This is a genomic window from Chryseobacterium sp. KCF3-3 (genome assembly GCF_045865955.1).
Classification (GTDB): Bacteria; Bacteroidota; Bacteroidia; order Flavobacteriales; family Weeksellaceae; genus Chryseobacterium.
On record NZ_AP035792.1, the window covers coordinates 1,019,680 to 1,041,591 of the forward strand.

26 protein-coding genes and 1 riboswitch are annotated in these 21,912 nt (G+C 33.9%); of the genes, 24 read left to right on the forward strand and 2 right to left on the reverse strand.

Annotated features, from left to right (window positions below; genetic code table 11):
- Nucleotides 1–29: 29 nt before the first annotated feature.
- The 21 genes from ACKTTZ_RS04495 (at nt 30) to ACKTTZ_RS04595 (ending at nt 16,045) form a co-directional block, all read left to right on the forward strand.
- On the forward strand, nt 30–683 hold the full coding sequence (locus tag ACKTTZ_RS04495) for a DUF4919 domain-containing protein (RefSeq protein WP_407847559.1): 654 nt from the start codon (nt 30–32) through the stop codon (nt 681–683).
- Nucleotides 684–741: 58 nt separating this feature from the next.
- Nucleotides 742–1,164 (forward strand): hypothetical protein, encoded by a 423-nt coding sequence (locus ACKTTZ_RS04500; protein ID WP_407847561.1) that lies wholly within the window; start codon nt 742–744, stop codon nt 1,162–1,164.
- A 45-nt stretch (nt 1,165–1,209) separates the two neighbouring features.
- Entirely contained in the window at nt 1,210–1,620 is a 411-nt protein-coding gene (locus ACKTTZ_RS04505; RefSeq protein ID WP_034696153.1) for an SMI1/KNR4 family protein, read from the forward strand.
- 81 nt (nt 1,621–1,701) lie between these two features.
- Nucleotides 1,702–2,370 carry a hypothetical protein gene (locus tag ACKTTZ_RS04510; RefSeq protein ID WP_034696154.1) on the forward strand — a complete coding sequence of 223 codons (669 nt, stop codon included), beginning with the start codon at nt 1,702–1,704 and terminating at the stop codon, nt 2,368–2,370.
- A gap of 35 nt (nt 2,371–2,405) precedes the next feature.
- Entirely contained in the window at nt 2,406–3,002 is a 597-nt protein-coding gene (locus ACKTTZ_RS04515; RefSeq protein ID WP_407847563.1) for an SMI1/KNR4 family protein, read from the forward strand.
- A gap of 98 nt (nt 3,003–3,100) precedes the next feature.
- A complete protein-coding gene (locus ACKTTZ_RS04520) occupies nt 3,101–3,760 on the forward strand; it encodes a DUF2461 domain-containing protein (protein WP_407847565.1) in 660 nt (219 codons plus the stop codon).
- Nucleotides 3,761–3,766: 6 nt separating this feature from the next.
- Entirely contained in the window at nt 3,767–4,324 is a 558-nt protein-coding gene (locus ACKTTZ_RS04525; protein WP_407847567.1) for a hypothetical protein, read from the forward strand.
- A gap of 102 nt (nt 4,325–4,426) precedes the next feature.
- Nucleotides 4,427–5,068 carry a hypothetical protein gene (locus ACKTTZ_RS04530; protein WP_407847569.1) on the forward strand — a complete coding sequence of 214 codons (642 nt, stop codon included), beginning with the start codon at nt 4,427–4,429 and terminating at the stop codon, nt 5,066–5,068.
- Complete coding sequence (locus tag ACKTTZ_RS04535) at nt 5,040–5,756, forward strand: hypothetical protein (protein ID WP_407847571.1); 717 nt, start codon at nt 5,040–5,042, stop codon at nt 5,754–5,756. Before ACKTTZ_RS04530 ends, ACKTTZ_RS04535 begins: the two co-directional genes overlap by 29 nt.
- 44 nt (nt 5,757–5,800) lie before the next feature.
- A complete protein-coding gene (locus ACKTTZ_RS04540; protein ID WP_034696160.1) occupies nt 5,801–6,340 on the forward strand; it encodes a dihydrofolate reductase family protein in 540 nt (179 codons plus the stop codon).
- A 22-nt stretch (nt 6,341–6,362) separates the two neighbouring features.
- Nucleotides 6,363–7,154, forward strand: a complete 792-nt coding sequence (locus ACKTTZ_RS04545) for a hypothetical protein (RefSeq protein ID WP_156106452.1) — start codon at nt 6,363–6,365, stop codon at nt 7,152–7,154.
- A gap of 1 nt (nt 7,155) precedes the next feature.
- Nucleotides 7,156–7,671 (forward strand): hypothetical protein, encoded by a 516-nt coding sequence (locus ACKTTZ_RS04550; RefSeq protein ID WP_407847574.1) that lies wholly within the window; start codon nt 7,156–7,158, stop codon nt 7,669–7,671.
- Nucleotides 7,672–7,683: 12 nt separating this feature from the next.
- Nucleotides 7,684–8,193 (forward strand): hypothetical protein, encoded by a 510-nt coding sequence (locus ACKTTZ_RS04555; RefSeq protein ID WP_253317316.1) that lies wholly within the window; start codon nt 7,684–7,686, stop codon nt 8,191–8,193.
- Nucleotides 8,194–8,495: 302 nt separating this feature from the next.
- A complete protein-coding gene (locus ACKTTZ_RS04560; RefSeq protein WP_253317315.1) occupies nt 8,496–10,106 on the forward strand; it encodes a serine hydrolase in 1,611 nt (536 codons plus the stop codon).
- 130 nt (nt 10,107–10,236) lie between these two features.
- Nucleotides 10,237–10,620, forward strand: a complete 384-nt coding sequence (locus ACKTTZ_RS04565) for a 5-carboxymethyl-2-hydroxymuconate Delta-isomerase (RefSeq protein WP_034696166.1) — start codon at nt 10,237–10,239, stop codon at nt 10,618–10,620.
- Nucleotides 10,621–10,656: 36 nt separating this feature from the next.
- A complete protein-coding gene (locus tag ACKTTZ_RS04570) occupies nt 10,657–11,160 on the forward strand; it encodes a DinB family protein (protein ID WP_034696167.1) in 504 nt (167 codons plus the stop codon).
- A gap of 635 nt (nt 11,161–11,795) precedes the next feature.
- Nucleotides 11,796–12,629, forward strand: coding sequence for a hypothetical protein (locus tag ACKTTZ_RS04575; protein WP_034696168.1), 834 nt, complete (start codon nt 11,796–11,798; stop codon nt 12,627–12,629).
- A gap of 130 nt (nt 12,630–12,759) precedes the next feature.
- Nucleotides 12,760–13,536: an alpha/beta fold hydrolase gene (locus ACKTTZ_RS04580; protein WP_034696169.1), complete on the forward strand. Its 777-nt coding sequence runs from the start codon at nt 12,760–12,762 to the stop codon at nt 13,534–13,536.
- A 9-nt stretch (nt 13,537–13,545) separates the two neighbouring features.
- The gene (locus tag ACKTTZ_RS04585; protein WP_407847578.1) at nt 13,546–13,899 is read left to right on the forward strand and encodes a DUF2200 domain-containing protein; all 354 of its coding nucleotides are present in this window, start codon (nt 13,546–13,548) and stop codon (nt 13,897–13,899) included.
- A gap of 147 nt (nt 13,900–14,046) precedes the next feature.
- A riboswitch (FMN riboswitch) is annotated at nt 14,047–14,172 on the forward strand.
- A gap of 92 nt (nt 14,173–14,264) precedes the next feature.
- A complete protein-coding gene (gene ribB / locus ACKTTZ_RS04590) occupies nt 14,265–14,912 on the forward strand; it encodes a 3,4-dihydroxy-2-butanone-4-phosphate synthase (RefSeq protein ID WP_407847580.1) in 648 nt (215 codons plus the stop codon).
- 134 nt (nt 14,913–15,046) lie between these two features.
- A complete protein-coding gene (locus ACKTTZ_RS04595) occupies nt 15,047–16,045 on the forward strand; it encodes a T9SS type A sorting domain-containing protein (RefSeq protein ID WP_034696172.1) in 999 nt (332 codons plus the stop codon).
- Nucleotides 16,046–16,242: 197 nt separating this feature from the next.
- Here the strand turns inward: ACKTTZ_RS04595 and ACKTTZ_RS04600 are convergent, their stop codons facing one another.
- A complete protein-coding gene (locus tag ACKTTZ_RS04600) occupies nt 16,243–18,327 on the reverse strand; it encodes an outer membrane beta-barrel protein (protein WP_253317312.1) in 2,085 nt (694 codons plus the stop codon).
- Between the two features lie 168 nt (nt 18,328–18,495).
- Here ACKTTZ_RS04600 and ACKTTZ_RS04605 point away from each other — a divergent pair, with 168 nt between their 5' ends.
- Nucleotides 18,496–19,251, forward strand: coding sequence for a DUF3575 domain-containing protein (locus tag ACKTTZ_RS04605; RefSeq protein ID WP_407847583.1), 756 nt, complete (start codon nt 18,496–18,498; stop codon nt 19,249–19,251).
- Between the two features lie 114 nt (nt 19,252–19,365).
- Nucleotides 19,366–20,658: an MFS transporter gene (locus tag ACKTTZ_RS04610; RefSeq protein WP_407847585.1), complete on the forward strand. Its 1,293-nt coding sequence runs from the start codon at nt 19,366–19,368 to the stop codon at nt 20,656–20,658.
- A 60-nt stretch (nt 20,659–20,718) separates the two neighbouring features.
- Here ACKTTZ_RS04610 and ACKTTZ_RS04615 read toward each other — a convergent pair whose 3' ends face one another.
- Nucleotides 20,719–20,934, reverse strand: a complete 216-nt coding sequence (locus ACKTTZ_RS04615; protein ID WP_034696179.1) for a hypothetical protein — start codon at nt 20,932–20,934, stop codon at nt 20,719–20,721.
- 218 nt (nt 20,935–21,152) lie between these two features.
- Here ACKTTZ_RS04615 and ACKTTZ_RS04620 point away from each other — a divergent pair, with 218 nt between their 5' ends.
- Complete coding sequence (locus tag ACKTTZ_RS04620) at nt 21,153–21,827, forward strand: DUF4919 domain-containing protein (protein WP_407847587.1); 675 nt, start codon at nt 21,153–21,155, stop codon at nt 21,825–21,827.
- Nucleotides 21,828–21,912 lie beyond the last annotated feature (85 nt).

The following is a 21,912-nucleotide window of genomic DNA, read 5'->3' on the forward strand; positions in this document are numbered from 1 at the left end:
GGTTGATAATCAAATTTAAATAAAAAACAATGAGAAAACATATTATTTCAGGTATTTTAGTTTTAATTTTTCAGGCATTCTCTGCACAGATAAACACAGATCTTATTAAAAAGAATGTCACTGAAAATCCACAGGAAAATTTTTATAAACTTTTAGACGTATTCAAAGTAAATCCTTCTGAATTGACGCAGGAGCAGTTGAATCAATTGTACTACGGAAGTAAATTCATAAAAATTGATTACACCATTGGAAATTATAACAGTGAATCCGGAACATTCTGGAAACCTGCTCAAAAAAGACTGTCAAAAAGTAAAGCTGAGAAAATGGTAACTGAAGCGGAATCAAAATACGCCATCAATCCTCTTAACAAAAATTTACTGGATGATATGATGAATATTTATAGCGCACTTGATGATCATAAAAAAAGAGAATTATGTGCTAAGCAAAAAGATGTAATCATTCAAACGATAGAAAAAAGTGGTGACGGAAAAAGTGAAGAGACCGCCATTTGTGTTTTAACCCCTGGAGAAGTTTTACAACAACTTGAAAATCTTGCTACCTCAGGCCCGAGGGCTGAATTCAGTCAAAAAATGAGACAACTTTCAGACGGAAGCATTCTAACCATTTATAAAATTGGAGACAGAGAAGTATTTGTAAAATTAGTGGGTGGATATTTTTTCTAAAATGATTTCCACTTTAAAGCATACAATTTATTTTTCTTAGTCCAGACAACATTTAACCATGAAAAAATTATTTTACATTTCAATTTTCCTGTTTAGTTTACAATCATTTGCTCAGGCAGGGCCGCCTCCGGTAGGCTACCCAACTGAAGAAAACAAAATTTTAATCAACCAACTGATGGAGACCGCAGAATTAAAAAGGTATATCTATAATTACTGCATTGATAGGATAGAACTCGCATCAAGATTAGAAAAATGGGATGAAAACAAGAAGAATGAAATCATAAAAAGTATTCATCTTGAAAAAATGGATGATGCCATCTATAACTCATTCAGCAATTACACCAAGGAAGAATTACAACTACTCATTGAGTCATTCAACAAATTACCAAAAAGAAAATCATACATCATTCCAATGCCTTTAATCTTACAGTTGAGAGTGGAAGGGTTTTCTAAATCATTAATTAAAGGAGACTATTTATAATAATTTGAATGAAAAGAAGTAAAATATTTTGCGAACATACCACTGATGATACATCTCCGTATTGATAAAATTAAAGAAAAATGGACCAGTGAAAATATCAAACTAAATTCGCCCGCAACATCAGAATCCATTAAAGCAGCTGAGAAAATGATAGACTTTCAATTTCCGGATGATTTTAAAGAATTCTATTTAAAACTGGATGGATTTGCAGATTGGGACTGGACAAAGAATATGTTTTCCATCTGGCCGTTAGCAAGAATTCTGGAGGAGTATCATAATGAAAATGATAAGAGTTTCATTGTATTGGCAGATTATCTGATTAACGCTCATCATATTGGTTTTGTAAAAGGGAAAAACGGGATATTTAAAAATACAGATGAAATGCATGTGAAGATAGCAGATACTTTTTCTGAAGCAATCTTTCTTATCCATACAGATGCAGATATTCTGTATTGATGTCAATCCTTGTCGTAGACAGTTTTTTTATCCACAAAGATTCTCTTGTTATTCGTAGATTTGGAGACTAATAATCATGATATGAACGCTCAGGAACTTCAAACATTGCTCACCGAAAGAGCTGAAAAATTTCATCTCAAAAATGAAGCATTTCACACGCTCCACAAAATACTCTCAGAAGATCCTGAAGAATTAATAGGAGGCTTTGCCCGCCACGAAATTACTTTTGTATTTGAGGGATACCAATATCTGATTGAACAGCAATACCAAGAACCTATTATCCGGGCAAGAATAAGTCTTTGTGTGGAAAACGAAATCTATCTTAAAAACCTAGAAGCCATCGGGTATTATGATCTTGAAATGAATTTTGATGGCGAAATAGTGGACGACTGGTTGGTAATTGATAAGGAAAAATACCTGAAAGACATTGGAATCATATCCTATTTTCAGGAGATGAACAAAAAGATGCCTCCTCAATATTTACGAAGAAACCACAGTGAATATAAATTTGTTTCTTACATCTCCCTGATTGGAACACTCTTCATCAGCAAAGAATTTGAAAGGGTCGGAGTATTTATCAACAGAGCAAACACTTATTTAAATGACACCAATAATGTTTTACCAGATAAAGATTATTTAAAGAAATGCCGATATTTTCTGAAAATAATGACCCAGTACTTACTGGAAAACAATTTGTTATCAGAAAGTTTAAAACAAAGATTGACAGAGAATAATAATCCACTTCGCTAAATCTGTAAACTTGTATCAATATTAGAAGAAATGTTATGAAAAAAAGACAATTTAAAAAACTGGACAATTCAATTTCAAGCTTTCAATGGATAAAAAAGAAAAGTGAAAGATATTGGCAGAAAGTGGATCTGATGGAATGCTGGGGATTCCAGATTCAGGAAGGAAGCAAATGGAAAAAAGGATTGTCGGAGTCTGAATTAGAAGATTTCCAGAAACAACTGAATATCACCTTTCCTGAGTCATTAAAAAACTATTACAGAACAATGAATGGTCTTGACAAACCGGGAATTGACAATAATGGTGGTGAAGGAGAAATTGATTTTGGTCCTATATTTTATTCCTATCCTGATGACATTCCCATCATAAAAGCAAGAATTAAACTGACCATGGAAGCCAACCGTGTGACGGAAGATATTATGAAGAACCAAAATGTACCTCCTATTATCCCCTATTTAGGACATCGTTTTTTAATACTGGATCATGAAGAAGCTGTTCTTTCAATGTTTGGCAATGATATTATATTCTGGAATGGCAATTTAGCAAAAGGAATTGTAAGTGATATTTTTTTAATTCGTCATGCTGAAAAAAAGAAAATTGATACAAGCTCATTCTGGAACAAAAAAATTGGGTAGTTTAAATAAATAGTTCTACTTAGTTACTTAAATCGTTAAATTACAAGAAGTCGGAAAATTTCTGTAAATATTCAGAAGTAAAACATCCATACAACAATATGAAAAAAGCATTTGAATTTCTCACCCATTTAAAAGAAAATAACAATCGGGAATGGTTTGCCAGACATAAATCCGAATACGATGTCATTGTAAAAGAAAACAAAGTTTTTTTTAATCAGATTTATACCGAGCTTCAGGAATACGATAACCTGAAAGGAATCCATATTTTCAGAATTTATAAAGACGTTCGTTTTTCCAAAGACCAGACGCCTTATAAAACCAATTTCGGAGTGGGATATTCCCGTTCGAAACCTATGTTGAGAGGTGGATATTATATTCAGCTGGAACCGGGCAACAGTTTTGTAGGCGGTGGATTCTGGGGTCCTGAAGCTAAAGATTTACTTCGCATCCGTAAAGAATTTGAAATCAACAGTTCAGAAATTGAAAAAATTACCTCAGATAAAACTTTTATACAATATTTTGGACAACTTAAAGGAGACGCTGTAAAAACGGCACCTCGTGGGTTTGATAAAAATCATCCGGCTATTGATCTGATCAGAAAAAAGCAATTTCTGGTAATGCGGAAATTTACAGATACGGAGGTTTTATCGGACAACTTTCAAAAAGAAGTAATTCAAACATTACTTGCCATGAGACCTTTTTTTGATTATATGAGTGAAATTCTGACCACGGATATGAACGGGGAACCTTTATTTTAAAAAGCCATGAAAAAAACGTCTTTATTCATTTTTACATCTTTTATAGTATTGAGTTGTTCTGATAATTCTAAGAAGACAAAATCGATGGATTTTCGTAGTTTTAAACTTCAGGCTCCTAAAGACTGGAGCAAACTGAAAATGGATGCTTATGATAGTAATGCCGGAATTATCATCACAAAAAATAATGATTCGATTTTCTACGATTATGGACCTTATTCAAATTCTCTTGAACAGCTTTCAGCTCCTGTTATCAACCGAAAAGATTTGAATGAACTCTTAAAAGTAAATCCAAAAATTGACACTACATTATTTATTATCCTCAATGAAAATGAGAATCCGGAGGATTTCATTAAAAGTAAAATAACCTATAAAAAAATTGATGGGTACAAGGCAAAAATATTGGAACCCAAACAAGTGGAAAAAGGAATGACAGGAGTTTATATCGACAGCCTCAAGACTGAATCACTAGGAAAAATCAGATTCAATCTATATGGTAAAAATCTGAAGAAAGAAAGTCAGACAGAACTTTTAAAAGCAATTCAGACATTACAGTTTAGAAAATAATATAACTGAGAATTATTTTCTATGGCTTTGAATAAAATCTCTCCAATAAGAGTTTCCCATTAACTTTTTATATTTTTGCTCTGCCGCAAAATTAATAAACCCATGAAACTGTATATTTTATTTGCTCTTTTTGTTATTTCCAGCATAGTAACTGCACAAGAAAAAACATATCCATCCATCAAAAAGGGAGATTTTCCGGAAGGTATTTATATTACTTTGGAGGATGTTTTAAATAAAAAACCATCTTCAACCGAAGAAGTCTATTTCAAAGCCTGTGAAAAGTGTGATTCTCTTGACATGCCGGAAAAAGCATTCTTTTATTTCAAACAAAAAAATAAAAGAGTAAAAGTTCCATTAGCTGTTTCGCATAAAGGAGAAATGTATTTTCAGACCTATCGAAAATATACCAACAAGAAAGATAATGGATATGATCCTGACCAGTATTCAAGATTTTGCAAAGTTTTGAACTATGGAAGATTCATTTATTTCGAAGAAAACATGAAAGGTTTATGGTCGAAGGCACTCTTAGGAGCATTAACTCCTCTTGCCTACTCTATTAATGGAAAAACCAAAGGAATTGTTTTAGATTTAGACAATAAAGAATTTAATATTCTGCAAAATTGTGATGATTTAAATGATTTCCTATCCAAACACGACATTCCTGAATTTCAATGTAATTCAGAAACCTTCACCATTGGAGATTTGAGAACAAAAATTGAAGAAATTAATCTGCCTTACCGCTAAGCTGATGAACAAGCTTAAGTTTATAACTCCAATGAAATCCAGGCTTTTTTTACTTTTTCTCATAATATTTTCTGTGAAAATTGCTGCCTGCAAATGCAATGGCACTCCTACTTTAAAATCTTCATTTGACAGTGCTGATTTTGTTTTTATTGGTGAAATATATGATATTACAGAAGTTCCTTCTGGATTTAAAACGGTCCAGAATATTCTAAGTAAAGTAAAAATCAATAAGACCTACAAATCGGATTCCTATGATGGATTTTATGCACACAATGCTACCCTTTTCGGATCTCCGCTGCATTCCTGCGATGTTCTTTTTACCAAAAAAGGGAAATATCTGATTTTCGCATATGATGAAAAAGTTACCGGACTTCTTTACTCTGACCAATGCTTTATTCAAAAAAAACTGGATGAGCTTTCTCCGGAAGAATTAAAAGAACTGGAGTCTCTAAGTTCTCAGTATAAAAAATTATCTGAAAACTCTGATACCTCCAATGATCCTGAATTTACAGATTTGATTGCGGACGACGACAAACAATCCGACAGAGAAATCAGAGAACAAAAAAGAGAAATATCAACACTCCATCAACAGAATAACAGGTATAAAATCATCATTTATATTTCTATTTTTGTGATCATTATGTTTCTTATAACTCTAATCTTCCTGCGCAGAAAAACACAGCGTTGAAATGAATTTTAAGAGACTCAAAACCTAAATCAATCTTATTAAACATGAAAAAAATAATACTAGACCTTGCCACAACATTAGACGGATTTATTGAAGGACCCAACGGAGAAACCGACTGGTGTATCATGGATGATGATATGGATTTTGATGGATTTCTTTCCGGAGTAGACACTATCTTTTATGGAAGAGTAAGCTATGATGCATGGGGAAATTATCAACCGGAAGAAAATGCAGGTTCGGAAGAACGAGAGCTTTGGGAAACAATTCATTCAAAAAATAAATTTGTCTTTTCCAGTCAGAACCGAGAAGATGAGAATGCAGTTTTTATCAGTTCTGATATTGTGGAAAAAGTTTCAGAAATAAAAAACCAGGGAGGAAAAGACATCTGGTTGTATGGAGGAGCAAGTCTTATTAAAACTTTTATTCAGCATAATCTTATTGATACCTACAGAATATCTGTTCACCCCATTGCTCTTGGGAAAGGAAAACCTCTTTTTGAAGATTTAAAGGAAAGATTAAATTTAAAATTGGTCAAAACCAATGTTTTCAAATCCGGTGTAGTACAGCTTATTTATGAGGTTTAAATAAAAAATAATCAAACAAATCATGAAAAAAATAGTAGGAATCTTTTTTTGTCTGGTGACTTCCTGTACGATGTCTGGACAAAATATTTCTGTCATTGAAAAAAAACTCAACCGTTCTTTTCAAAGAATTCAATACTGGTATGATACAAGCCGCAAGAATATCCTCACTGAAGACTCTCTTTACGCTGCCAATAGAAAGTTCGAAAAATTATTACATCACTATACATCATCCAATCCTCAAACCCTAAAGCACGATTTTAAATCACTTACAAAAAGTGGATTATCTGTCAGTTCCTCGGAAGATGGAAAATTTAGAATCTATTCATGGAATACGCTAACCGGAGGAACAATGCGTTTTTACAGAAGTGTTTTCCAGTACGAATCCGGTAAAAAAGTACAGAGTGAAACGTTGAAAAGTGACATGGAGCAGGATGCAGAATCCAATTACTATCAGATTAATGATATTGTATCACAGAATAAAAAGTATTATCTGGCCCAAAACATTTCTGTATACAGCACAGCCCTATATTACTATAGAGTAAAAGTTTTTTCTATTGACAATGGAAAATTAAACAGTAATGCTAAACTTATAAAAACCACTTCCGGAATTCAAAATGAGTTAAGCTATGAATTGGATTTTACAGCATCTTCTAACATCAATAATTCAATCAAAACCAAAACATTTGAAAACCTGGATATTCAATATGATCCTAAAAAGAAAATCATCAGTATTCCATTAATTCTTGATGATTCTAAAATTACAGAAAAGAAAATCCGTTATCAGTTCAAAGGGAAGTACTTTGAAAAAATATAGTATGAAAAAAATCATTGCTGCTACATTTCTGGTATTAGTTCTAACCCTTTACAACTACCCTGTTTATGACGACAAAAAAATAACATTTGCTATTATTTTTCTTTGTTGTGTTGTTCTTATATTTTCCATTGCTAAACTCTATTCTCCCGAAGAAAAAGGTTATGATTCATTTGAAAAGGAAATGGATAGCCTGCATACATTTGATGGGATATTTGAATACACAAAAGATGGATTTTATTTCAAGCAAAATAACAGAACAGAGTTTGTAAAATGGGATGAAATTATATCCGTATATTCTTTCAGTATTCCGTCTCCATTTGCTAACAGACAATCCGGGCTGGAAATTATTACTGGTGAAAAAACCTATGAATTTGATGATAAAGTAACCCTGGGAATTGTAAAATTAGAAGATCAGCTTTCGACTCATCTTCCAACTTGGGAGCTGGATTCACCAACGGTGAAGATGAACAATTTCGGACTTAAGAAAACGAAATTATATAAAAAAAACTTGCTCTAAAGATAGATGATTATGCCGGTCACCATTGAAATAAAAAACAGAACCAATTGGGTTGTGACCATTATATTGGGTTTAGGCTTGTTGATCCTTTCTCTTATCATCCTGATTATTATTCCTCTTTTAAGCATCCAGGCAGAAGGTTTCTTTTTTATTGTAAACTACATTTCATTTGCCACTCCCTTTGTCGCATTTTTTATACTATTTCTATATATCTGGTTATGGAATACTTTTGGAAAAACAATCTTCATCATTGAACCCGAAAAAATAACAGTCCGATATAAAAACAAATTGTTTACCAGTCCCCGCATCTATTTAAAAAAAGAAATTGATCAGATTTTGGTAAAAGATTTTCAGGTAGAAAAACATGCATTGGGGATTCGTTATCACTTTTCTCTGAGTGGTTCAACCTATTCTGTTGTTTTTATACAAAATGGCAACGAAATAAGAGTTATCAACTGGATCACCGAAACCAAAGCCAGTGAAATAGTAACTGAAATAAAAAAACATGTGGTATTAAAATGAAAAAATTGATCACACTAGAAAACGGGGTTTTAGAAACCCGGACTCATTATAGATGCAAAAAATGGATTATATGGAAATTTTAAAGGATACGAAAATGAGAAGTTGACTTTCGGAAAAATCATTCTGGAACATGGAAAAACCGTAAAATATTTTATCGAAACAGGGAAAGCATCGATGGTCATGGTCTATGGTGTTAAAACATTAATTCAAATTAAGTAATCTTCTACCCTTCTTCAATAAAACATTTTTAAAATCTCATGTAATATTATCACACTTAAAAGTGTCTTATTTAAAAAAATTACATGAAATCTATTCTCACCTGTATCGTTTTAATGCTTGCGGTACATCCTCTTTTTTCACAGAAATCCAAAAAATTGGAACAATTATTTTCAACGTATGAAAAAGCAGGATTGTTTAATGGTTCTGTTTTGATTGCCGAAAAAGGAAAAATTATTTTTGAAAATAGCTATGGCTACAGAAATGCTCCTAAAAAAAAGAAAAATACCAACAACAGTCTTTACAGGGTTTTCTCCACCACAAAAATGTTTACGGCAACCGTTATTTTTCAGTTGGAAGAACAGGGAAAATTATCTTTGAATGACAAACTCTCCAAATATTATCCTGATTTTCCAAAAGGCGACAGCATTACCATTGCCCAGTTGCTTTCCCACACTTCAGGAATTCCCAATGATACAAACTCTGAATACACGATAGATGAGGAAACATTTTTAAAATATATTTCTGCAAAACCTTTGAATTTTTCCCCTGGTAAGGATTGGGATTACTCCAATTCCGGATATTATATTCTAAGTTATATCATTAAGAAAGTTACAGGTCTGAATTATGATCAGGTCATAGAAAATAATATTCTGAAACCTCTGAAGATGAATCATAGTGGATTCAATTTTAATAATATCACAGATGAAAACAAGGCATTTGGATATGAGTTTTTATCTGATAAAAGGTCTAACGAAGCATTACGTTTTAAAACCGACCATCCTTTTGGAGCCGGAGCTATGTATTCTACGGTGGAAGATCTTTTTAAATTTAATGAAGCGTTAAAGAACTATACCCTTCTTAAAAAAGAGACAACAGATAAAGCTTTTACACCTTATCTTAAAGATCATTATGGCTTAGGTTTCCAGATCTCAACGGTTTTTGATAAAAAACGGATTGGCCATGATGGTGGTGGACCTGGCTATAGAAGCCGATATTACAGAGTTCTGGATGATGATATTTGTGTGGTTCTGATTTCCAATTCAGAACTTTCGCACTCCGATTTTATTATTCCCCAAGTAGAAAAAATACTGTACAATAAACCTTATAGCATTCCAGCTATTGCAAAAGTGAATGTGGAAGATTTAAAAAAGCTGGAAGGTGTTTATTCCACAGAAAATTCAAATTTTTATATCACCAGTAACGATGGACTACTTGTTTTCAAAGAAGGCAGCTATCCAAGAAACGCTTTATTACCGAAAAGCAAAACATCATTTCAGCTGGATGAAAAATTCACCTGTACATTCCAACCGGATCAAAACGGAAAAATAAATACCGTTGTCATCCATTTCTGGGATGGAACTGTAAAAACAGCAAAAAGAAATACCAATACTCTTGCGTGGGGAATTATTGGAAACGCCACTCCGAATGGTTGGGAAGGAAAAGATATTCTGTTACAAACAGATCCTAAAAATCCGAATATTTATTTTCTGAAAAACTATACATTGAAAAAAGGGAATTTAAAATTCAGATTTAATAATGACTGGGGATACAGCCTCGGTCTGAATAACGATAATAAAAGTATCGCCTTTGATGCCTATGATTTTCCAATCCATGAAGATGGAATTTATGATATTGTCCTTGACATGACCAATGCTGTACAACCACAATACAGCATTAAAAAATCAATTCCATAACATCGTATTCATAAAGTAAAAAATACACATTTTCAAACCGTTTTGTTTTCAAAGCGGTTTTTATTTTGAATATCCATTACTATTTTTTATTATTTTTATCTCACACAAAATCAAATACAAAATAGAATCTATGCCCCATTTTATAATAGATTGTTCGCAGGATATTCTTCAGCAGAGAACACCTGAAGAGTTAATGGATGCCGTTTACGAAGTGGCAGACGGAACAGGACTATTTGCTCCCAATGACATCAAAGTAAGACTTCAGCCCTATCAGTATTACAAATTAGGCACAGGAAAGAAAAATTTTCTCCATGTGTTTGGGTATATCATGCAGGGACGCAATACAGAACAAAAAACTAATCTTTCCAACCAGATCTGTATCCGGCTTTCAGAATTGCTGCCTGATATTTCTTTTCTTTCTGTTAATATCAATGATTTCGAAGCGGCGACATACAGTAACAAAGCACTCATCAATCCTGAAAATTCAGACCAAGACAGGCATTTTGGTTTATAACATTCACCTTTACACACACAACTAAACATTAATAATATGAGCTTAAAAACATTAGTCAGCAAAAGTGCACAGTACAACAATTGGGTAGTCAACAAATATATTGACTGGTTATCCACAAAGTCTGATGAACAACTTAACCAGGAAACCATTTCCAGTTTTCCGACAATTTTAAAAACGTTACACCACATCTGGCAAACACAGGAATATTGGTGGAGTCATATTTCTGAAAAGGATGATTTTGATTTTGTAAAAACAACAGAGACTACCAGCAAAGAAGATGTTTTCAATGCCATAAAAAACAACTCGCAGAAACTGGTAGACTATGTGGAAAGTTTATCTGAAGAAGATCTTTCAAAAAATGTAAAGATAGAATCTCAATGGTTTCAGTGTGATTTTTCCAAATACGAATACATCCAGCATGCTATTCTTCACGGAACCTATCACAGAGGACAAATCGTAACAATGGGAAGAAATATAGGAATCACGGATGCTCCTATGACGGATTTTAATTTCTGGAATATTTATAAAGACAAAGAATAAAGTCAATAATTTTGTGGATAAGTCTAAGTTATAATTTCACAATATCAACTTAACATCAATTAAACAATTGATTTACAATAATTTAAATTCAAAATTAACCGTTATCCACATCTTTAAATAGCTGTGGATAACTTTTCCATATTCAATTTATGTTTGTGGATAAACTATGGATAAGTTTTTTACTTCATCAAAATAATTCATTAGTTAACTACTTTTCAATATCTTACAAAACATATTATTTTTCTTGATATTTCCACAATAGAAAATCAGGTGGATAACTTTTGTGGATAAGTTATCCACATTTTTTTGCTATAAAAATTTTCCTGCTAAGATCTAAAATCTCACATATTGAACATTTATTCATAATCTATTATGAATATTTTTTTATAAATTGCATCAAAAACAAATCACCAACAAAAGAATTAATACACATAACTTAAATTATATCAACAAATTAAAAACACATTAAATAAAAAAACATATTTATGATTATAAATTTCAGCTAGTAGTTCAAATGAACATTGAAATCTCAACAAACACAAATTCGCAGGTATCCAAAAAATATGATTCCACAACGATGATGAAAAGTTATCCACAAATGAAAACAGATTTAATAACCCAATACCCTCATTCAAATGACAACAACAGACATCATGGAAAACATCATCCCTTATCTTGGGGAAACACAACCTTACATTTCTATTCCAGAAAATACAATTTTCAATGATAACAGCATAGAAACTAAAATTTGCAATTGCGATTTCAGCCATGAGAACTTTTCTAAACTCATAAAAATTCTGTCTTCTCTGGGAAGCTGCAATTTGTACAGACTTCTCAACACTACATCTAAAGAACAGATTTATTTCATGGGTGAAAAAGTGAGAATAAGACAGCTTTCTTATAAAAAATATGATTCGGTTTTCATTGTTGGTGAAAGCTTTTTAGAATCGAAAAGAAAAGGTAAATCTTCTCTATTGGTAAGAGATCATCATTCCGGAGAACCTCTTTACTCTTTTGAACTCGATTATCATATCATCGCAAAAGATACATTCAAACTTTTTTACAAAGATTATTATAATGACACTCCGGTAGAATATTATGAAGAAACGCTTCCTAAAGGTAAAATCACTATCGAAAGTGACTGCCAGTTCAGTATTCTCCTGGAACCTTTTACTCCTAACCAATGCAAAGGACATTTTGAAAACTACCCCATTGTTCCTTCTGTTTTTACTATGAATTGCATATTAAGGGAAATTTTCAATTTTATGGGAAAGGAAAAGGCTTATGAAGTAGATAATCTGGAAGGCTTTGCAACAAAAGCAATGCCCACAGGAATAGAATATCAGATTGAAGTTTCTCACCAGCAGTTTTTAAAAGACCTCATCTTTTTCAAATGTGAAATAAAAGATCTTTTGGGAACCCCTTATGTTATTATTTTAGTAAACCTCCGATCAAAAGAGAACAAATAAAAAGATAAACACTGCAGCAATGTGGTGTTTTTTCATTCATCAGATCTGTTGTAAATACACATCTCTATTTTTAAAGGTCTTTTCGTAAATTACAATCTCAAAATAAAATATACCAAAACTCTCATTTTATATGGAAAAATATGCAGTATCATCAGACGGTCAGAAAATTCATTACCAAGAATCCGGAAGCGGAAATACCACATTGATTTTCGTTCACGGATGGCTCGGGAATACGGAATGGTGGGCAGACCAGCAGAAATATTTCAGCAGCCAATATCATATTGTACAAATGGATCTTGCAGGACATGGAAAATCTGATGCTTCCAGACAGGAATGGAGCAGTGCAAAATATGCGGACGACATCAAAGCCGTCGCTGATGCAATTGATTCGAATGAAATAATTCTTGTAGGACATTCTATGTCCGGAGCTTATGTACTTGAAGCTTCATTGAAAATATCAAAAGTAAAAGCTATAATTCTGATCGATACATTGAAAAACCTGGATGAGTCCTTTACCGAAGAACAGGCTGAAGAAGCGCTTTCTCAATATGGAAAGGATTTCAAATACACTGTAGAAAACATTTTGCCACAATTTTTATTTGCAGAAGGAACGCCCCGTGATGTAAAAGAAAGAGTACAGCATGAATTTCTTCAACACAAACCTGAATTGGCAATCAATGCGCTCTGGCCTTTATATAAAACAGACTTCAACCCATTCGCAAAACAGATTCAGGTACCCGTTATAGCTATTAATTCCGATGCTTCTCCTACTGATATTGAAGCTAACCGCAAATATTTAAAAGACTATGATTATGTTACCATTGAAGGCGTTGGCCATTATCCCATGTTGGAAAAACCAGATGAATTCAATTCTATTCTTGATGGAGTTATCAAAAAACTAATCTAATATTTAGAGATGCAGAATACCAGAGTCTTTGCAACAGCATTCTCCAGTGTTTATCCACATTACATCCAAAAAACCGAAAAGAAAGGACGTACCAGAGAAGAGGTACATGAAATCATATTCTGGCTCACCGGATATCACGAAAAAGAATTACAGGAAATATTAAACAATAAAACTGATTTTAAAACTTTCTTTGAAAAAGCACCTCAGATCAACCCCAATGTTTCATTGATAAAAGGTGTCATCTGTGGACATCGGGTGGAAGACATTGAGGATGAACTTATGCGAAATATCCGTTATCTGGATAAGCTGATCGATGAATTGGCGAAAGGGAAGAAGATGGAAAAAATACTAAGAACAACCTAAAGATATCAATTAAAAAAAAGCATTCTTTAAATTTGATTAAAAACGCTTCTCCAATTCAAAAAACTTCCCGAAATTAGCGGCCTGTGCGTTAAATACCATTCAATGAAATAAAAATTTAAATTACAACATACAGCAAAACTTAGTATAAGTTTTCTTCGGGGCAGGGTGGAATTCCCTACCGGCGGTTACAGTCCGCGACTCCTTTCTTCGGAAAGGACTGATCTGGTGAAATTCCGGAACCGACAGTTAAAGTCTGGATGGGAGAAGAAAATGAGATGACCAATAGGATTCCTTATGGACTCTTGTTGCGTTGTATTTCATTTCCATGTACCGAAGAGTATTTTAACTTTTAAAAGTAAAATAACATGGAAAAATTATTAGAACAATTCGGAGCTACCTCCAGAGAACGTGTAGAAAAAGCACTTCAGACATTACAAAAGGGAAAAGGTATTCTTTTAGTAGATGACGAAAATCGTGAAAACGAAGGCGATATCATCTTTCCCGCTTCCACGATTACAGAACAGGACATGGCACTTCTGATCCGCGAATGCAGCGGTATCGTATGCTTGTGTATTTCTGAGGAAAAAAGCCGACACCTCAACCTTCGTCCGATGGTGGAAAACAACAATTCAAAAAATCAAACTGCATTCACCATTTCCATTGAAGCCAGAGAAGGTGTAGAATCAGGTGTTTCAGCAAAAGACCGCGTAACAACAATCAGAACAGCCGTAGCATCAAATGCACAGGCAGAGCATATTGCAAGCCCAGGTCATGTATTCCCTTTAATTGCAAGAGAAGGTGGAGTATTTGAAAGACGTGGTCATACTGAAGGCAGCGTTGACCTTGTAAAAATGGCTAACCTGGGTAACGATGCTGTACTTTGTGAACTGACGAATGAAGACGGTTCTATGGCAAGACTTCCGGAAATTGTAGACTTTGCCATCAAAAAAGGGATGAGTGTAGTGACCATCGAGGATATTTATACTTACCGCAAAATGGTAATAAGCAATTAAACTTAAACATTTTTAACGCACAGACTGCCTGTTGATCCGATCAACAGGCGTTTTTATTAAAAATTTAACTAAAAACTAATTAATTTGATAATTGAATACCATTTTTTATTTATTTTTAACAAAAAATTTTGACTATGAAAAAATCTTTACTCCTTTTATTAGGAGCATCTGCGATGTTTTCTGCGCAGATTACGCTTACAAAAGCGGCTAATGACCCTATTTCTGGAAATATCGTTAATTATAATCTTGCCACCGGAGGTGTAAACAACACTGCAACAGGAGCCAATGCTACATTCTCAAATGCAGGACTTACGATGGGAGCAGCATCACAAACAACCTATTTAACTCCTACTTCTACTGAAATAGCAACTTTCCCAGGTTCCACTATTAAAATGATAGATGGCGCAACAATAGTTTACTATAAAGCGTCTTCGACTAAACTGGAAATCACAGGAATGGTAAACACACAGGCAACTTTAAACTTTAATGTGGATAACGGTACTCATATTAATTTTCCAACCACTTATGGACCAGCACAAACTGATACTGCAAAAGGTACTTTCTCCTCATCTTCTGCCAACGGATTGTTCAGTGGTACAATGACTGCCATTGCTGATGCATATGGAACTTTAATTATAGGTAATCAAACATACAGTAATGTTCTTAGAGTAAAATTCACACAGAATCTCAATCTATATTCATCATTCGATGTTACTTATTCTAATCCTATTGGAGCAATAACCAATACAGCCTATTCTTATTATGATGCTTCACACAGATATTCTCTGTTAAATTCTACCAGCGGAAATATCAGTATTCCATTATTAAGTATCAACCAGAATGTAGTAACTTCATTTGCATTAAGTGAAACATTCCTGGCAACCAGCAATGCAGTGAAAAAAGAAAACCTAGTGGTGTATCCAAACCCTGCTCAGGATTTTATCGGTTTCAAAGGAAATACAGATAATTATTCTAAAGCAAACATTTACAGTCTGGATGGTAAACTGGTTAAGACTTCCGATGTAAAATCTGGAAACATACAGATCTCAGATCTTCCGCCAGCATCTTATTTCATTGAGATCAGTGGAAAAAATGCTGCAGAAACAAAGAATACAAAATTCATCAAGAAATAATACAAACAAATCCCCGCTCCAATGAGCGGGGATTTGTTTTGTAAGGAAGCAGGAGGATGGAGGTTGGAAGCTATTTTAGTCTAAGAATAAATAGAGTTTAATTTATTCTATTTTTTAATAAATAAAATCTTCAATGATTATCTGTACAATATAAAATCCCATCCTCCAGCTTCCCTCTTTCCACCTAAAACCAACTCTTAAAAAGTAGCTGCAGGAGCTGTTTCATTATTAAGCTTTCGCTGAATTTCGGTTTTCTTCCCTTTCGAGAAATCATAACTTAGCCCTAATATAAACATCGACTTATTGTTCATAATCTGTGTATGAACTTTATAATCTACCAGACTTTCCGGCAAACTTTTCGTTTTGTATTCTGAAGGCATTCCTATCCAATACATTCCTGTAGAAAATGTCCAGTTTTTATGTTTATAGCTCACAAAAATATTATTCTGATTCTCATTTGTATTAAGGAATGCTCCATTGAGACTATACACAGGAATATTGAACTGATACTGAACGGAAAAAGATTTATATTCTGAAGAAAGCGAGAAATAGTTTCCTAAATAATTATTTTTTATCAAAGCTCCTTTGCTTGTTCTTACTGTTTCAGAAGTAGGTGTAATCACAGCTTTGATAACAAGGAGGCTATTTCCAAAAGGTTTATAAGATCCTGTTAACTGAACTCCATATCTCTGAGCATTTTTTCCGTTTTCATAAGTCAGTGCATATCCATTCAATACCTCATCATGAACGTAATACTGATTGATTACCCTGTTGGTATATCGGTAAAATAAACCTGCATTGAAATCAAAATACTTATTATTAAAAGAATAGGTCAGATTATTAGAAAAAACCTGTTGAGATTGTAAAAAAGGATTTCCTCTCTGAACAATATTAGGTGCCAATTGCACTACATTACTACTTAATGCATTACTCCATGGACTTACCGGATTATAACTTGCTGTAAAACGAAGGTTCTGATTATTTTTAATCTGATAAGCTAAGATAATTTTTGGAGTAAAAGTCCATTCATCAAAAACATTCTCTGCACTTTTGTTATGAATATTGGTAAGACCAGCTCCGATACGATAGCTTAATTTGTCTATTTTCCCGGCAAATTCAGTATAGAAATACTGTTCCAGATAAGTAACACTGTATTGGGAATATCCGGCAAGATTATTCAAATCATTAGAAATAGAAGACCTTGAAATACGGTATCCGGATGAAAGTTTTCCTGCTGTAAAATCATGGACATGTGCCAGTTCTCCTACCACACTCGTCTGCTTTGCTTTCAATACCATATCATTATCATATACCGATAATCCTGAACCTACAATCCATTCTTTGGCCGTTTCTGTAGTATTGGTAGTATAATGAGAACCTACAACATTAATACTCAACTCATCTTTTTCCCCAATCTTTTTAGAATAATAAAGATCCAGCTTAGGGATCACATAATCTGAACCATTATTTTTGAACATATTGTGCTCTTCCTTCAGATTATCCTCAGTAAAAACACTCTGCCCTACTCCTTTTGAAAACCTGCTGAAAATATCCATATTCAGTTTAGCCTGAAAAGCGTAGTCATCAGGCACAAGTCTGGTATAGCGTAACGCAATATTCTGGAAAGTATATCCGAAATGATCTTTTCTATTTTCATCAGAACGGTAATGATTTCCATTCAGTTGATAATCATAGACACTATTGACTCTTCTGTCATTATAATCTCTAAGATTCAGTGAATATTCCAGTCCGAAATTATTCTTTCCTTTTGTATAATCTGCGTAGGCAGAACCATTCACAAATCCCGTATTCAAAGCAGCAGAAACATCAGCTCCGAAAACATATCCCGTTTCTGTAGATTTTGTCAGAATATTCACTACCGTATCTGCTCTTGTTGCCCATCTTGCCGGTGGAATATCATAGTATTCTACCTTTACAACCTCACTGGGTGCAATACTTCGGATCTGCATATCGGTAGCTTCAATCCCGTTGATAAGAAATAGTGTAGTTCCTCCCTTCGTACTGGTAATGGTATTGGCTACCGGATCCAGTTGTAATTCTGGAAGAGTACGAAGTAAATCTTTTGCATAGCGAGCTTTTTCCAGCGCCTCTTTATCAAAAGTATAAACAGCTTTGTCTGCAAACTGTTTTTTACGCTGAGATTTCAAAATAACCTCCTGAATTTCTTGGGTAGCCACTGCATCCACTGTATCATTTTTCTTTTCCTGTGAAAACATAAAGACACCACAAAGAAAGAAAATGGTATATATAGTTTTTTTCATGTCTGAAGATGAATTATACAATTAGAACAATCAATTATCAATGTTTGTTACATTTGTAATGGCAACCGATTAGAAAGTGATCAATATGTTTTCTTTAAAAACTTTAATTATTATGTTAAATCCAGCCCGTTTTTTGCTGGTATTTTTTACATCACAAAATATAGAGTCATGAAAAAAGCAGTCCTATTAATTCCATGCTTTCTGTTTTCTGTCCTGGGAGCTCAGGAAATTCAGAACAGCCCGGCGGCAGAGAAGATGAATATCATCAAGACCAATGTCACAGCGTATGCATTCAGAAATATCAATCTGTCTTATGAAAGAGCTATCAACCAATGGTTTTCTGTGAACATTGGCTTTGGAACGATGACTGAAGGAAAAGTACCTTTTATCAATTCTTTTCTGAAAGATGAAGATGAAAAAAGATTCCAGAATTTGAGAGTAAAAGCCACTAATTTCACGATAGAGCCAAGGTTTTATATTGGACAAGGCTATGGAAAAGGTTTTTATTTTGCACCCTATTACCGATACTCAAGTGTCACATCCAATACTTTTGATTTTTATTATGATTATAACGGCCCGAATGGGATCACTTATCCAATTCCACTTAAAGGGCATGGAGATACCAAAGGAAATAGTGGAGGTTTAATGGTTGGTGTACAGGTCTTTCTGACCAGAAGCCAGAATCTTGTATTGGATTTCTGGATCGCAGGTGCCCACTACGGAAGCGGGAAAGGAGATTTTACCATGACCTCAGATTATGTACTCACACCGGATATGCAGGCACAGCTTAAAAAAGAAATTGAAAACCTGGATATTCCTTTTGTAAAATATACGGTAGAAACCAATGCCAATGGAGCAAAAATAAAGGTAGACGGACCTTGGGCTGGTTTCAGAAGTGGGCTTTCGATTGGATATAGGTTTTAAAAACTCACTTTTATATACTATTAAACCGTTCTTTTCCAGAGCGGTTTGCTTTTTTCTGAAATTTGTATCTTGGATCCCATTATTAAAAAAAACTTTTCAGGAAAATAACATTGTATGAACTCAACGGCTATCACTACAGGTCAAAGAATCAAAGCCATTATAGGCGGATCTATTGGAAATCTTGTTGAATGGTATGACTGGTATGCATATGCTGCCTTTGCCATTTATTTCTCCCATTCATTTTTCCCTGATTCTGACCTGAATGCACAACTGATGAATACCGCAGGAATATTTGCTGTAGGATTTCTTATGCGTCCTATCGGCGGATGGTTGTTCGGGAGTATTGCTGATAAAGTCGGAAGAAAAAAAGCAATGACGCTTTCTGTTTTGTTGATGTCTTTTGGATCTTTACTGATTGCCCTTACTCCGACCTATCAATCCATAGGTATTCTTGCTCCCTTATTGCTTTTGCTGGCAAGATTACTTCAGGGATTAAGTGTAGGTGGTGAATATGGAGTTTCCGCAACTTACCTCAGCGAAATGGCGACTCAGGACAGAAGAGGATTTTATTCAAGTTTTCAATATGTCACTTTGATTGGCGGGCAGCTTATAGCATTGGGAATTCAGCTTATTTTACAAAAATTATTACTCACAGAAGCTCAGCTGGAAGAATGGGGCTGGAGAATTCCTTTTGTAATTGGGGCACTTCTTTCCATTATTGCATTATACCTTCGGGCTAATCTTCACGAAACAGAAGCTTTTGAGAATAAAAAGACAGTCAACGAAAAGAAAAAAGGAACAGTAAAAGAACTCCTGAAACATCCAAAAGCTCTGCTTACTGTTGTGGGACTGACTTTAGGAGGAACACTGGCATTTTATACCTATACAACGTATATGCAGAAATTCCTGGTGAATACGGTACATCTTACCAAGGAAGAGTCTACATTAGTTTCTTTCATTTCGTTATTTATTTTCGCCTGCCTTCAGCCTGTATTTGGAGGGTTATCTGACAAGATCGGAAGAAGGCCGCTTCTTTTAGGTTTTGGCATTCTGGGAACTTTATGTACGGTTCCGCTTCTTACAGCATTGAGCACAACTACGTCCATTTGGACTGCATTTTTCCTGATTATGGCAGCGTTAATTATTGTAAGTGGCTACACATCCATTAATGCTGTTGTAAAAGCAGAGCTGTTTCCATCTGAAATCAGAGCGCTTGGTGTAGGTTTACCTTATGCTATTACCGTTGCAGTATTTGGAGGAACAGCGGAATATATTGCACTTTGGTTTAAAAAGATAGGATCTGAAGAATATTTTTACTGGTACATTACCGGTTGTATTCTTTTTTCCCTTGTTGTGTATGTTGGAATGAAAGACACCAAGAAAACTTCTACACTGGATAAAGATTAGTTTCTGACAGTCTATAAAAAAGCGAGCGCCACAGAAAATCTGCGGCGCTCGTTCTATTTTTTAATGATAGGCCTGTTTAAATTTTTCAATCATACTATCCAGATTATGACGCTGGACATATATACTTTTTACCTCTTCATACCTCGGCGATTTGTAGAAAACCTCATGGAAATCCATACTACCGTTTCCTACTTTTACAACTTTCTGTACTTCGATATTCAACTTTCTTAATTCGTCTTTAAAGACTTTAAATTCATCTTGGATACTACTGCTCATTAATATTTATAGTTTTTTAGTTAAAAATTCCATTCACCCCTTCAAATGTTAGGGGTAACATCTCAAATTCCGAATAAAGTTAGTAAATTTATCAACACAAAATAACACTTTGATAATATTTTATTATTTTTTTTACAAATAGTCAGTCAATATCATTTAATTGATACATATTTCATATTTTTAGCATCATAAAAAATTGTAAAAACCCTATCCAAACTATGAATATCAAAGCATTCTTCTCTTTATTCTTTTTTACAATGCTCAGTTTTCTGCATGGTCAAAAAATAGAATTTAAAGCACCGGATTATGTGGAAATTCAAAAAAATATTGAGAATAAAAATTCAGAATTCTATTATCCGAAACTTTTAAAGAGGTTAAAACAGAACGATACGCTTCTTACCAGCAATCAATATCGTCATCTTTACTTCGGATATACCTTCCAAAAAGAATATCAGCCTTATAAAACAGGGAAGAAAGCTGAAGAGGTTGCCAAGTATTATCGTGGAGAAGGTATTTCACAAAAAGATCTTTCCAAAGGAATCCAGTTATTTTTGGGCGCATTGGATGAAAATCCGCTGGATTTGCGTGCTATGAATTATCTCGCCTATTTGTATCATTTAAACAATGATGACGCCACAGCTGAAAAAATTGCAGGAAATTTCCACGGGTTATTAAATGCCATTCTTACCTCAGGTGATGGATTGACCTGTGAAACAGGCTTTCACGTTATCTCTGTAACAGATGAATACGCACTTTTAAACAGGTTTCAAATGGAAACAAAGGCACAAAACCACAATGGAAAATGTGATTATCAGGAATTTGAAAAAGACAAATATAAAGTCTCTGGGTTTTACTTTGACATCAGCAGATTCTACGGAAGGATATTAGATTAATAATTTCCTGATATTTTATTCATTATTTCATCGCGTTTTTACTATTTAGAAATGACTGCTATCCATTTTTATAAAAATAAATTTC